This is a genomic window from Paramylibacter kogurei (assembly GCF_002742285.1).
Taxonomy (GTDB): Bacteria; Pseudomonadota; Alphaproteobacteria; order Rhodobacterales; family Rhodobacteraceae; genus Amylibacter; species Amylibacter kogurei.
Map to the genome: position 1 here is coordinate 1 of NZ_MDGM01000002.1, position 13799 is coordinate 13799.

The 13799-nt window shown below is 48.2% G+C and carries 11 protein-coding genes; 6 read left to right on the top strand and 5 right to left on the bottom strand.

The annotated features are described in order from the left end of the window. Nucleotides 1-74: 74 nt before the first annotated feature. Genes BFP76_RS00475 through BFP76_RS00485 form a run of 3 tightly spaced genes read right to left on the bottom strand, consistent with a single transcriptional unit; the run spans nt 75 to nt 3319 of the window. The gene (locus BFP76_RS00475) at nt 75-890 is read right to left on the bottom strand and encodes a CpsD/CapB family tyrosine-protein kinase (RefSeq protein WP_099591218.1); all 816 of its coding nucleotides are present in this window, start codon (nt 888-890) and stop codon (nt 75-77) included. 30 nt (nt 891-920) lie between these two features. Next, nucleotides 921-2462: a GumC family protein gene (locus BFP76_RS00480; RefSeq protein ID WP_099591219.1), complete on the bottom strand. Its 1542-nt coding sequence runs from the start codon at nt 2460-2462 to the stop codon at nt 921-923. Next, a complete protein-coding gene (locus BFP76_RS00485) occupies nt 2462-3319 on the bottom strand; it encodes an ExeA family protein (protein WP_099591220.1) in 858 nt (285 codons plus the stop codon). The genes BFP76_RS00480 and BFP76_RS00485 overlap by 1 nt, the downstream gene beginning before the upstream one ends. A gap of 446 nt (nt 3320-3765) precedes the next feature. On the opposite strand from BFP76_RS00485, the gene BFP76_RS00490 reads away from it, so the two are divergent. The 5 genes from BFP76_RS00490 (at nt 3766) to xrtD (ending at nt 10676) form a co-directional block, all read left to right on the top strand. Then, complete coding sequence (locus tag BFP76_RS00490) at nt 3766-4443, top strand: sugar transferase (protein WP_240513944.1); 678 nt, start codon at nt 3766-3768, stop codon at nt 4441-4443. 27 nt (nt 4444-4470) lie between these two features. Next, a complete protein-coding gene (locus BFP76_RS00495) occupies nt 4471-6900 on the top strand; it encodes a tetratricopeptide repeat protein (protein ID WP_099591221.1) in 2430 nt (809 codons plus the stop codon). A gap of 127 nt (nt 6901-7027) precedes the next feature. After that, nucleotides 7028-7651 (top strand): polysaccharide biosynthesis/export family protein, encoded by a 624-nt coding sequence (locus BFP76_RS00500; protein WP_099591222.1) that lies wholly within the window; start codon nt 7028-7030, stop codon nt 7649-7651. Between the two features lie 25 nt (nt 7652-7676). Next, entirely contained in the window at nt 7677-9062 is a 1386-nt protein-coding gene (locus BFP76_RS00505; protein ID WP_099591223.1) for a hypothetical protein, read from the top strand. A gap of 15 nt (nt 9063-9077) precedes the next feature. Further along, entirely contained in the window at nt 9078-10676 is a 1599-nt protein-coding gene (gene xrtD / locus BFP76_RS00510; protein ID WP_099591224.1) for a VPLPA-CTERM-specific exosortase XrtD, read from the top strand. Here the strand turns inward: xrtD and BFP76_RS00515 are convergent. Further along, nucleotides 10671-11924: a Hint domain-containing protein gene (locus tag BFP76_RS00515; RefSeq protein ID WP_099591225.1), complete on the bottom strand. Its 1254-nt coding sequence runs from the start codon at nt 11922-11924 to the stop codon at nt 10671-10673. The two genes, xrtD and BFP76_RS00515, sit on opposite strands and share 6 nt — an antisense overlap. Nucleotides 11925-12197: 273 nt before the next feature. Between BFP76_RS00515 and BFP76_RS00520 the strand changes: the two genes are divergently transcribed. Next, nucleotides 12198-13523, top strand: a complete 1326-nt coding sequence (locus BFP76_RS00520) for a GSCFA domain-containing protein (protein WP_099591226.1) — start codon at nt 12198-12200, stop codon at nt 13521-13523. On the opposite strand, the gene BFP76_RS00525 is transcribed toward BFP76_RS00520, so the two are convergent. Beyond that, the gene (locus BFP76_RS00525) at nt 13514-13798 is read right to left on the bottom strand and encodes a type II toxin-antitoxin system RelE/ParE family toxin (RefSeq protein WP_099591227.1); all 285 of its coding nucleotides are present in this window, start codon (nt 13796-13798) and stop codon (nt 13514-13516) included. The genes BFP76_RS00520 and BFP76_RS00525 overlap by 10 nt on opposite strands. Between the last annotated feature and the right edge of the window lies 1 nt (nt 13799).

Sequence of the window (13799 nt, forward strand, 5' to 3'; positions counted from 1 at the left end):
GCAAACGTAGCGACGCCTAAACAAAACAAAATATGTGAAAATTGGGCCCGATCTGGGCCCTTTTTTATGCGCGATCACTTGTAATCGTAGTCATATCCATATGCGCCCGTGTGATAACGGCTTTTGTTTAAAACCACACCCATAACATTGGTTAATTCCGCCAATTGGCGCTCGGCCACATCAATTTGTGCAATCGTGGTTTTTTCCGCCTCGGCAATCAAAATCGCGCAATCCACATTTGGCAAAAAACCATAGTTATCATCCGTGGACATCAATGGCGGCATATCAAACAAAACGATATCAGGGCGAAGCTGATTTTCGATGTTTTCCAGCACAGATTTGGTGCGCATATTTTGCAAAATTTCCGATGCATCATGCACGCTGGTTTGGTTCAGCCCCAGCGCGACATTTTCATTCAAAACCATACCGTGATCCAAAAAATCGGTATTGGCCTGTAACACATCGGCCATATTGGCATTGCGTGGTTGGCCCAAAATACGGCTAAGCCCAACGCGGCGCAGATCCAAATCCAAAACCATGGTACGCAAATCACGTTGGCGCGAAAAACTGAATGCAAGATTGGCACATGTGGTTGATTTTCCGCATCCCGAATGGGGCGAAACCACCGCAACGCGGCGCCATTTATTTGCGCTGGCTTGTTGCAAAATACGCGTGCGCAACATGTCATATGGTGCGGCATCCCTGCCCCCGCCAATGGATGACAATCGATTCATCGCCGATTGTTTTGGATCCATCACAACCGGTGCAAGACGTTCCCAATTTTCAACCAGCTTTTTATCGGTGGTTTTGCTTTGCACATGTTCGGTCGCGGCAACGCCGGTTTTGCGTTGTGCGCGTGCCTTGTTAATGGCGGCTTGTAAACGTTCCATAAACTCATGCCCTCCTTGGGCAAAAAATGATCAAAGCCCCAATTTCGACAGCAATGTTTCCATCAATAAATCAAGCGGTAAATAATATGTATGAACCGCATAGATCAGTGACGGCACGCCAATCAAAATTGCCAGAATAACAATAATTTTCCAGCTTCGCTGTGCGATCATTTGTTGACGCGAACGAATGTAAGGGATCGTCGCAAGCGGTGTAATTCCCAATTTCGCCACCAAATCTTCGGGGCGGCGGATGGATCGGTTTAACATTTCCAACGCCACCACCAATACGATGCCCGCCATGATTCCAACAAATGTCCCCCCACCCGCAATTAACATCCGGTTTGGTTTGGTTGGTTCATCAGGCAATGCAGGGGGTTCGATGACGGAAATTTTTTGACCTTGGGATAATAATTCGATGCGCTCGCCGGTGCTTGCGCTGCCAAATCGATTGACGGCTGCGGTATATTGGGTTTGCAAATTGCCCAAATCCAATTCCAATTCATCCAAACGAATGGCGTTGGCTGGAGTTTTGGACAAGGTTTTTACGATGTCGTCTAACAATTCTTCGGTGGCATCGCGTTGATCTTCCAGGATTGCCAGCCGCGTATCCATTTCGGACAGTTGAATATCCAACATCATATTCCCGGTGGAATCCACATTGGTATTTGCGGTTGGATTTTCCGCTGCCTTTTGGCGCGAAATTGCCTTTTCGGTTTGGGCGATGCGGGCCTCTAACACCTTTACGTTGGGGTTGTCGGGCGCATAAACCGCCAATGCCTGTGCCAGATCAGCACGTAATTTTTCCAACCATTCTTCGTCGCGTGATAATTCTTTGGGGGTGACATCGGTCACCTCGCCGGTTTGGGCAAAAATCATCATCAGCTTTTCGCGTTGCTGATTAAATTGTGACATATCGCGATTGATTTGCGCCAATCGTTCTTGGGCGCGGGTTTGTTGGCCAAGGCGAAAATCCAAACTGTCTGGTAGCGCGTCTGAATTATCCAATTTAAATTTCAAAATTTCGGCTGATTTGGCCGCCAGCTCTTGCGACAGACGGGTGACCTCTTGTTCAAAAAATTCAAGCGTTTGGGTTGCGCGCCCTGTCCGGCTTTCGACGTCTTCTTTTTGAATCAGGGTCAAATATTCGTTCACAACACTGGCGGCCTGTTCGGGGGTTGCGGCTTCGAATGCGATGGTCATCAATGCCGCCTCGTTGTGATTGGCGGATTTGCGAATTGTTGTGCGTTTCAGCATAGATTCAACCGTGCGATCCGGCGTCATTTCATCATCCGCATCAAACAATTTGAACCGCGCGGCAATATCCAGCAAATTGTTACGTGTCATCAGACGTTGTTCAACGATTTGAAGCTGTTCCATCGCAGGTGTTGAAATTGTAGGTGTCGCCAATTCCGTGGGAATTTGTGGCGATTCCACGATCAATTTCATTTGTGATTCATATGCGGGGGGCAATGCCTTGGCGATGATGATCGAAATCGCAGAAATCAGACAGGACACCAACAGGAAATATGGCAACCTGCGCAAAAATATAGAGGCAAAGTATTTTAAATCCATCACAACATTCCATCGTTATCTTGTAACGCGTTACCACCAAAAAATACGCCATCGGACAAAACCTTGCGCACCGTGCGGATGCCCACGAATTTTTCCTCTTTGCCCCAGGCGTATAACAAACATAGTTCACAAAGCTGGTTCACCAACCGTGGCACGCCATTGGTTGATTCATAAATAATCTTGGCCGCGGATTTGGTGATTTCACCACCCGATCCACCAGATTTTTTCAATCGGTGTTCGATATATTCGCCCACCGTTTTTTGATCCATCTCATTTAAATGATAACTGCCTGCAACACGTTGCGCGAGCTGTTTCATTTTGGGGCTAAGAACCAAATCTTTTAGTTCTGGCTGACCAACCAGGATCAGTTGAATCAATTCATCCTTGTTTGAATTGATATTGGTCAACATGCGCAATTCTTCCAATCCTTCGATCGACAGGTTCTGCGCTTCGTCAATAATCAACACCACACGACGGTTGGCGGCGTATTCATCAATGATGAATTCTTGCAGTTTTTGGAACATTTCAACATAGCTTGCGTTCGATCCAAACCGAATGCCAAGCGCATTTAAAACCCATTGCAACAATTCACCCCGCCCGCCTTGGGCGTTGGACACCAAACCAACGGTGACATCATCGCGCAATGATGCCAGCAACTTTTGAATCAAGGTGGTTTTCCCAGACCCAATTTCACCCGTTAACAATGTAATCGGTGCGCGCGACATAATCCCAAATTCCAGCACCGCATAGGCGCCGCTGTGTTGTTTTGACCAAAACAAAAAATCTGGATCAGGAACCAGATTAAAAGGCCGCTCGGAAAACCCGAAAAAGCCTGCGTATAAATTTTCTGTAACCATTATTTTTAACCTAAACCCTGACCGAAATTATCCAAAATGTTTATTTATGATCGTGATGAAAAATTGAAAGATTCGTGATGCGTACAACTTTTGATTGTTTGGTAAAAAATTTACCTGCTTATGTGGTGTGTGCCGTTGAAAATTCGCGCCGAATCCCTAAATTGTAATAAATGTTTACTGTACCTAAATAACTGATATCTCGATTGGAATTTTACAATATGACGTAATAGTGGCATTTTTTTGTTGGTAAAGTGATGTATATCACTATTACGGTTTCGAATTTAGTGGCAAGATGCATTTGCAATCAATATGCTTATGAACATTACATCAATGCCTTTTTATTTTTGTTACTTTTTTAAGCTATAAGAGCGCCAATAAAAAAAACGAAATTGGAGATTTTTTTAACGCCCGCCAGATTTGGGCAAAACTTATATGGAAGTACTGCAATGTCCCTGCATACTGATGATTTTAACACCCAAATGAAACGGCAACATGCTGTTTACATTTATACTGATACTTCGCTTTACGAAGCATTTCTGAAACGCTTGTTTGATATTGCATTCATCGTTTTGGCTGCCCCTATTATTTTAACCATCGTTGGCATTTCCGCCTTGTTGGTTTGGCTGGATGGCGGGCAACCGTTTTACAGCCAAATGCGTATTGGTTTGAACGGCAAAGAATTTCGCATGTGGAAAATCCGCACCATGGTGCGCGATGCTGATCAGGTTTTGGAACAATACCTGTCAGAAAACCCTGCTGCACGTATTGAATGGGATCGTGACCAAAAATTGAAACACGATCCGCGCATTACCAAGGTTGGTAATTTCCTGCGCCGCAGTTCAATTGATGAAATGCCACAGTTCTGGAATGTTTTGATGGGTTCAATGTCTGTTGTTGGGCCGCGCCCAATGATGACCGATCAACGAAGCCTGTATAGCGGAACCGAATATTTCCGCTTTCGCCCTGGTTTGACTGGGTTGTGGCAGGTATCAGATCGCAACGAAACCACCTTTGCGGCGCGTGTTCAATTTGACAATGACTATGCTGATTGTGTTTCATTCACACAAGATGTGTCGATCATTTCACAAACCCTAAGCGTGGTACTACGCTGCACGGGGCGCTAACGGCGCCCCTATCGCCAAAGAAAGCAAATGCTAAATTCAAAATTACTGGGCTGTTTGGCCGTTGTTTGTCTGCTATTTTTGGCGGGGTGTGAATCCGCCGAAACCCGTGCAGAAAAACACTACCAAGCGGCCCTTTCCTATTTAGCCGAGGGCGACGAAGAACGCGCCATCATTGAATTTCGCAATGTGTTTCAATTAAACGGTCTGCACAAAGATGCACGTCTGGCCTATGCACGTTTGTTAAATGTGCGCGGCCCACGGACCGAGGCTTATGGCCAATATTTGCGACTGGTTGAACAATTCCCCGATAATTTCGAAGGGCTGCGTGCCGTTGGTGAAATTGCACTGGAAACCAAAAACTGGAATTCTCTGCGCCGTCATGCATCGCGTGCGGCCGCGATCAATGGCGATGATTTGATCGTCAAATCCTTGATGGCGAATTTGCAATATTACGATGCTTTGGTCGCAAAGGATGAATCGGGGGTCAATGCGGCGGTGAAAATCGGCCAAGATTTGACAACACAGCAACCCGATCTGGTGCATGCACATCGTTTGGTGATCGGGGATCACCTGCGCCAACAGAACTGGGAACTTGCACTTGGCGCGATTGACGAAGCCTTGGCGCATAATCCCGATATGACCGATCTGTTTTCCCTGCGCCTTGGGGTTCTGATCCAACTTGATCGCAAAGATGATGTTGAACAGCAGCTTAAAAATATTATTGCGCGATATCCAAATGATCCAGAATCAAAGCTGCGCTTGATCCGCTGGTACATCGCACAACAAGATTTGCAAGCCGCGGAATCCTATTTCCGAACGGTGATTGCAGGTGATCCAGAAAATCACAATTTACAGGTGGATTTGATCAGCTTTATTTCCCAAACCCGTGGCGATGCCGCGGCCTTGGATGAAATTAATACGGTGCTGGCGCAAAACCCCAACAATCCCAAATTGTTTCAATCGCTCAAGGCGTCATTGCAATTTGAATCGGGCGACCACCAAGATGCAATCGATCAAATGCGTGACATTTTGCAAGATGCCCCAAACACCGCCGACACCAATACCTATCGTTTGATTTTGACGGATATGTTGATTGCAACGGGGCAAACCGATGCCGCACGCATTTTGGTGAACGAGGTTTTGAGCCTTGATAAATACAATGCCAGCGCCACCAAGCACAAAGCCCGCTGGCAAATTGATGCAGATGAAACTGCACAGGCCATCGTGAATTTGCGCGGCGCGGTTGGTCAACACCCCAATGATGCAGAATTGTTAACCCTGATCGCACGCGCCCATGATCGCGAAGGGAGCCATGAGCTTAAATCCGAAATGTTGTCTTTGGCGGTAAAGGCATCAAATAACGCACCCGATGAATCGCTGCGTTATGCGGGGGTGTTAATGGCCAGCGACAAGGCAATCGCCGCCGAGGATACATTGTTAAACGCCCATCGCCAAAACCCCGAACATGCGCAATTGTTGATCACGCTTGGCAATCTTTACGTCTCCACGCAAAACTGGCGCCGATTAGAAGACATCATTCCAAAATTGAATGCATTGCAAAATCCAAATGCACGATTGGCGGCGAACAATTTAACCACCACCATGTTACGCGCCCAAGATCGATCCGCCGAACTTGCGCAATTTATGCAACAGCTTGCCGCCACCACGGATGACACCAGCGCACAAGCAAATGCAACGATTATTGATACATTTATCCGCCAAGAAAACTTTGCCGGGGCGCTGGAACATGCGCAAAAACTGGAACAGATTTCCGATGACCCTGCGTTTTGGCAATATGTGCAGGCGGGGATTTACGGTGCATCTGGTGATGTGGACGCAGCCCTTGCAATTTACAACGCCATTTTGGCCAAGGACCCCAGCCAAGAACGGGTCTGGGTTGCAAAATATCAGCTTCAATTGGCGCATAATCTGGATGCGAGCGCGACATTGACTGCGGCGCTTTCGGCGGTTCCAAACAGCGCCTATTTGCAATGGATCAATGCATCCAATTTGGAACATGCGGGTGATTTTGACGGGGCGATTGCGGTTTATGAAAAGCTCTATGAGCAAAATTCGCAATCCGTGATGTTGGCAAATAACTTGGCCAGTCTTTTGTCCAATCACCGCGCTGACGAAGAAAGCCTGCAACGTGCCTATACCATTGCGCGGCGTTTGCGTGATACAAAATCGGCCCCTGCCCAAGATACCTATGGCTGGATCGCATATCTGCGCGGAGACTACCAAGAGGCATACCGCTATCTTTTCGCCGCCGCCCATGATTTGCCCGATGAATTGGCGGTTCAATACCATTTGGCAAAAACGCTCGCGGCATTGGCACGCGACACAGAAGCATTGGCCCAATTCAAAAATGTCGAAAAAATGCTAGACGCGGATTCGCCCCAAGCGTTCAATGATGATATAAAGAAAGAGATTTTGCGACTTTCTGCAAAAAATTAAGCGGTAAATATCGCGCAATATAGAGCGCGACAAATCTATCGCACACGCCGCATATTTGTTCGAAAAAGTTTTACAAACGCCATACTTGGCGTAAACTTAACCTAATTTAAGATCGCGAGGTAAGATCATGTTACGTTTCATAAGTTGTTTTTTAATCTCTGTTTTCATCACCACATCTGCATTTGCGCAGGCCGGTTACCGTGTGAAAGCGGGCGATACGCTGCGTATTGAAATCCTAGAGGATGCCAACCTAAACCGCACGGTTTTGGTATTGCCCGATGGGTCAATCAATTTTCCTGCCGTTGGCACCATGCGTGCATCTGGGCGCACGGTTGATGCCATCACCTCAACCTTGACCAACGCATTGGCACCCAATTACGCATCCACGCCAAACATTTATGTTTCTGTTGATAAATTGGCACCTGTTCCGGCACCACGCCCACGCGTTGCCGCCACACCAAAGCCACCCGTTATGACCAATATTTTTGTCATGGGCGAGGTTAACACACCCGGATCGCTAGAGGTGAAACCAGGGATCACATTGTTGCAAGCGATTGCGGCATCTGGTGGGCTTACACGTTTTGCCGCGGAAAAACGTATTGAATTGCGCCGCACCGATCCAAAATCAAAATCCGAAGTAATCTATAAATTCAACTACAAAAACCCACGCGACACCAACAGCATCGCGGGCAATACCGTATTGGGACGTGGGGATGTTGTGGTTGTTCCAACAAGGCGTCTATTTGAATAAAACATAAAAAATCGGGGAACGATTGATGAGCAGTCGAAAAAATATCGCCAGTATGCTGGCCGCCCTTGTGGCGACCAGCGCACCAGTATTTGCCCAAGACGCGCCAGAAGGCGGCGTGACCTTGACCTTTGGTGTCACCAGCAGGATCAGCGCAAACGATAATTTTTCGCTGGATGTTCCATCGCCGGGCACGTTGTATTTATGGGATAATATATTGGATTTTCGCGCCGAAAACGTGAGCCAAAACCAACGTATCGCCCTGACATTCGAAGGCATCATGCGCGCATCAAAGGCGCCAAATGAATCAAACGATATTTCTTTTGACGATCCCGATTATGGTTTTGAATACGAACGCAACGGTGCATTTGCCAATCTGGAAATCACCGCCGATGTATCCAATGATGATCTGCGATTTTCCGATCCGTTGTTGAACAATGACAATCTGGGCGAAGATTCCATAAACACCAGTTCGGGTAATTTGGAAATGAAACAGGCGGTGATCGTTTATGAAACGGGCATCGACAAACCCATCGGTTTTCGCGCCGAATTACAACATCAGAAAAACATGTATACCGATGTTACGGATCCCGATCTGAACGACAGCGAAACCAACAACGCGTTTTTCACCGCAAACCTGCGATTTTCACCCGTGTTGCAAGGGCGCGTTACATTTGATGCCTGGGATTACAAATCCACAGAGGATGGCGACCCCTATCAACGCACCCAAGAAGATGTCGGATTCGAATTGGATTACAAAGTATCACCAATTTGGACAATCAACAGCCGCATCGAATACACCGATGTCGAAGAATTGGACACAGGTGTGCGCGTGGATGGCGAACGCGGATTGGCGGGGCGTTTGGGGGCAACACGTGAATTTGCCGATGGTAGCTTTGGGATCGAGGCAGAAACCGCGCTTTCTGTGAACGGGCGGCGCAATACGTTCAAACTGACCCGTGAAATCAACGCAAAACTTTATGATTTGAACGCAAGTTTTGGTCTGACCAAGGGCCCCATGGGTGGCACCGAATGGGTCGGCGGGCTTTCTGTGGTGCGTGATCTGAAATCTGGTTTGTTCAGCGCGCTTGTCAATCGCAGCTTTTCAACATCAGACGCGGGTTCAGACATTCAAACCACATGGGTTGATGTTGCTTATCGCCATTTAATATCAAACGAAAGCTCGGTTGTTTTTGGGTATCAATATGCCCAAGTGGCCGATACAGGTTTTGACGATGTGGATGAAAAATCCACCAGCGAAATTCGCTTGGCCTATAACCGTGCGTTGACCCGTGATTGGGATATGCAAATCGGCGTTGCCCATCGCACTTTGGACGAGGCAACAGCAAGTGAAAAAGCCAAATCAAACGAAGTGTTTTTCCAGATCAGCCGCGAATTCACCATGCGCCCCTAACCGCTGGGTTTTTTGATGCACACTGGCACGAACCACATTGAAAACGGGTCTTTTCTTGCGGCGATGAATCGCCGTGGGGTGGCGATGTTTGTGGTGTTGATCCTTGCCTCTGTCCCGCTGTTTTGGATTGGGTTGAAATCGCTGGGGGCGGCATGGTCCACGGCGGAATACAGCCACGGTCCGTTGATCCCGATTGTATCGCTTTACCTGTTTTTGCGCGAATTGCGCCAATCCCCCCTGCCCGATCAAAACCCGCCCGATCGCTGGCCCGGTGTTTTGGTGATCATCTTGTCCCTGATTATCGCGGTGTTTGGCAATATCGCCCATATCGCCGATATCGTGACCTATGCCATGATTATCTGGGTTGCGGGTGTGGTGTTGGTGGTGTTTGGCTGGCAACGCGGGCGCCAACATCAATTGCCCGTGCTGCATTTGATTTTCATGCTGCCCCTGCCCCAGATTTTATACTGGAAACTCACCATTGTTTTACAGCTTATTTCATCCATCATCGGTGTTTGGCTGATTAAACTCGCGGGCGTTTCGGTGTTTTTAGAGGGCAACGTCATTGACCTTGGCGTCATGAAACTACAGGTTGCAGAGGCTTGTTCGGGTCTGCGCTACTTGTTCCCGATCCTAAGCTTTTCTTATCTGTTTGCGATCCTTTATCGCGGGCCCTTTTGGCATAAAATTGTCCTGCTTTTGGCCGCGGCACCCTTGACGGTATTGATCAATTCCCTGCGCATCGGGGTGATTGGAATCTTGGTAAATTCATACGGGATCGAACAGGCCGAGGGTTTTTTACATTTCTTTGAAGGTTGGGTCATTTTTGTGCTGTGCATTGCCATCCTGTTTTTGATGGCGGTGGCCCTGCAACGGCTTACCCCAAATCCAAAACCATTGTCAGAGGCGATTGATTTGGACACAAACGGTTTTGCAACAATATTAAACCGCATCTGGGGCATCCGCCCATCGCGCGCATTGGGTGTTGCCGCGCTTATCACGCTCATCGCGTCAAGCGCTTGGGTCATTGGGCGCGGGGGTGAAACCCGCGCAATGGATCGCGAGCCATTTGCATTATTCCCGCGTGATCTGAACGGCTGGTCTGGGGTGACAAGCCTGCTTGACCCAGAAATCGAAACCGTGTTGGGCGCAAGCGATTATTTGAACGTCAATTACACCAGCGCCGCCGCGCAAAGCCATATCAACATGTTTGTTGCCTTTTATGAAAACCAGACCGACGGGTCGGGCATCCATTCGCCAGAGGTTTGTTTACCCGTGGGGGGCTGGGAAATTTTCACGCTGGAACCATATCGCGTTGAAACCGCGCTGCCGGTGTTTGGCGGGTTTCATGTGAACCGTGCGATCATTCAAAAAGGATTGTCGCAACAATTGGTATATTATTGGTTTGAACAACGCGGCGAGCGCATGACAAATGATATCAAGGCGAAATTTCGCGTCGTAATTGATGGCGTGCGCACGGGACGCACAGATGGTGCATTGGTACGCTATGCCACCCCGATTGTTGCGGGTGAAACGGTTGACGATGCGGATGCGCGATTGCAGGGTTTTTTACAAAACAGCCTGCCCGCCCTGCCCCGATTTGTGCCGTTATAAATCTGAACCCAGAACGGATTTCTGCGCTGCGGTGATAAACGGGCGTGCCGCTTTGAATCCATCTGTGTTTGATCGCAGCTCTGGGAAAAGTTCAAAAATTTCGTCCCGCGCTGCCGCGCCCAATGCATCCATCGCGGATGCACCGGGGTAAAAGCTTTCTGTCCAGCACCCGTCGGATTTTACGATTTCATGTTGATCAAACATGATATGGTAATATGTGATTTCTTCGCGTTCCTGAATGCGGATGGTATCGTCATTCACCAAATGTTTGGCCGCGATCAACACCTCTGATTCCGCGCAATATAATTGGGCGCGCCAATCATCGATCAAAATGCGATGTTGTTGTGAAACAACCAATTCACGTGCATTGCCGATGGCGCCCTTGCGAAACACCACTGGCGCAAATGCGCCCGTGCCAGCAACGCATCGTTTTCCAATCCAACGAATGGCACGCGCCCCATGATCCTTGGTTTCCACCAAATCACCAACGCACAAATCCGCCACCGCGCGCCCACCCGTTGGGGTGCGCAATCGCGTTTGGGCCGCAAAACACACGATGGCAACATTTTCCACCCCGATATAGGTAAACGTGGTTCCCCCTGGCGTGGTGACATTGCCGCCATCGGGTGCAAATGGATTGATTGTGGAACCTTCGGGGACAAACAACGTATCAATGCCATCACCGCCCAATACGAACGATGTGTTATCCCCCGCATACATGACATCGTCGCCGCTGCCACCTTCAAGGTTACCAGACCCGTTGCCGCCAAATAAAATATCTTCGCCAGCGCCGCCATACAGGTTGTTGTTGCCTGAATCATCGGACAGGATATCGTTGCCATCACCACCCGAAATATTGTTATTTCCTGATCCACCCGTAAGCGTGTCATCACCGCCCCCGCCCGTAAGCGCACCGCCCAAATTCCCATCATCGGTCAAGGTATCATTGCCCGAACCACCGGTATATCCGCTACTGTTCAGACCACTTGCGCCGCTGATGTCGCTGTCGGCGTCATTGCCGCGATATTCAACGATATTGGCAAATGTCCCCCCGCCCAAATCCGCATCGGAATAGGAATAAACCGTACCGGTATCTGTATCCGTGATGGTAATCCCGCTGCCCGTCATGGTGATTTGAAAATTATCACTGACACCCGTTGCATTCAGCGTGCTGTTAGCATTCAAATCCTGTCCTGCCCAGAAGGCTGGATTGGCGACATCTGCATCGGTTAGGGTTATAAAGGCCATATTACTTTTCCAACTTACATACTCATTGATCTGGGTTTATAGACCAATTGATATAAAGAGGGTAAAAATCAACCAAACTCTTTAAAAAGTGATGTTTTTTGCTCAAAATACGTTGGTATCGCTAAAGTTGCACAAATTTTGCGCAGCATGGTTCTTGGTCTGTTCGTCCACTGTCGCATTCATCCCATCATCTGGATGATAACCACATTGATACCCAGCCCTAAAAACCCTAGGGTTCGGACACCAAATAAAAGCAATTAAAAGGGGGCGCAAATGCCAATCGAAAAAACACCCGCCGATGCCGTTTACGCCCGTCTTGCTGGCAACAAAGAGCGCGTCTACCCCCGCCCTGCACGTGGGGGCGAACGCTTGCACCCCTATGCACAGCCCGCGGTTAAGGCTGGGTTTCAATTCGACAAAAATGCGAAAATTTTTGCATCCGGTTCTTGTTTTGCCCGCAATATTGAAAAATCGCTTAAATTTATTAACGCGAATGTTGTTTCCAGCGATCCCGCGGCGCTGGCACATCATCCCGAAAAAACGGCGTTTCAGCTTTATAATAAATACACCATTCATTCGATCTTGAACGAATTTAAATGGGCGCTTTCGGATGCGGGTAAAACCCAAACCGAAACATTGGTGGAAATTGCCCCTGACAAATATATTGATCTGCAAATTTCCCCTTCTTACGATGTATCGGGAACATTTGATGAAATGGCCGCACAGCGTCTTGCCTATAATCAAAGCTTTGGCGCAGCCGCCAATGCAGATGTCATCATCATCACCTTGGGTCTGGTCGAGGCATGGTATGATTGCGAAACAGGTGTTTATCTAAATTTGGCGCCCCCAAAACCATTGATTCAAAAATACCCCAATCGGTTCGAATTTCATTTGCTAGATTATGATGACATCATGAACGCGCTTTGTGAAACCTATGATTTGTTGCGCAAAGGGCGCAAAGACAATCCGCCAAAAATGTTGTTTACGGTATCGCCTGTTGGGTTGGCTTCGACATTTCGGGAACAGGATGTCTTGATCGCAAATTGTTATTCCAAATCGGTGCAACGCGCCGCGATTGATGCCTTTGTCGCCACCCATGACGCCAGCTATTTCCCAAGCTATGAATATGTTACGCTCACCGATCGCAAATTCGCATGGGGGCAACAGGATTATCGCCATGTGCGCCAAGAAACCGTTGATCGCATTATGGCGGATGTTTTGCTGGCCTATGTCGGCCCATCGCAACAACAGGCTTTGTTATACACGCGCGGCCATGCACAGGCGTTATTTGATCATGGTGATTATGACGGCGCGATAAATTTGATCGAGTCCTATCAAAATGAACATGGCGAAGAGGTCGAAATGTTCTGGCTTTATGCACAGGCACTGAACCGTGCCAAACGCCCGCTGGAAGCGGCCCATATCTGTACGAAAATTACCGCCGCGAATGCACAGGCCACGCGCCCTGCCGCACGCACAGCAATCAATATTTACAAGGCTCAGAAAATGCCCGACGAATTAAAATCCATGTTGGATTTTTATGCCAAAACCTTTCCCGAAGATGTGGATTTTTTGGCCCGTTACCCATCTCAAAATTGATTTGGCACATCCATTGATTGATGCAAAATACGATGGATAATCACATCACCGTTTTTATGGTAAAACACCACATGGCGGCCGATTAAACAGCGGCGATAATTTTTGCGAATATGCGCGCTATCCAACCCGCGCCGCACACCCGTTGATAATTCAACGCAACATTGATGCAATGCGTGCAAATAGGTTTCACCCTGCGCATGGCCCCAGCGATCAACCGTGTAATCCCAAATTGAATCCAAATCATCCAAGGCCGTTTGGCGAAATTTCAAAGCCACA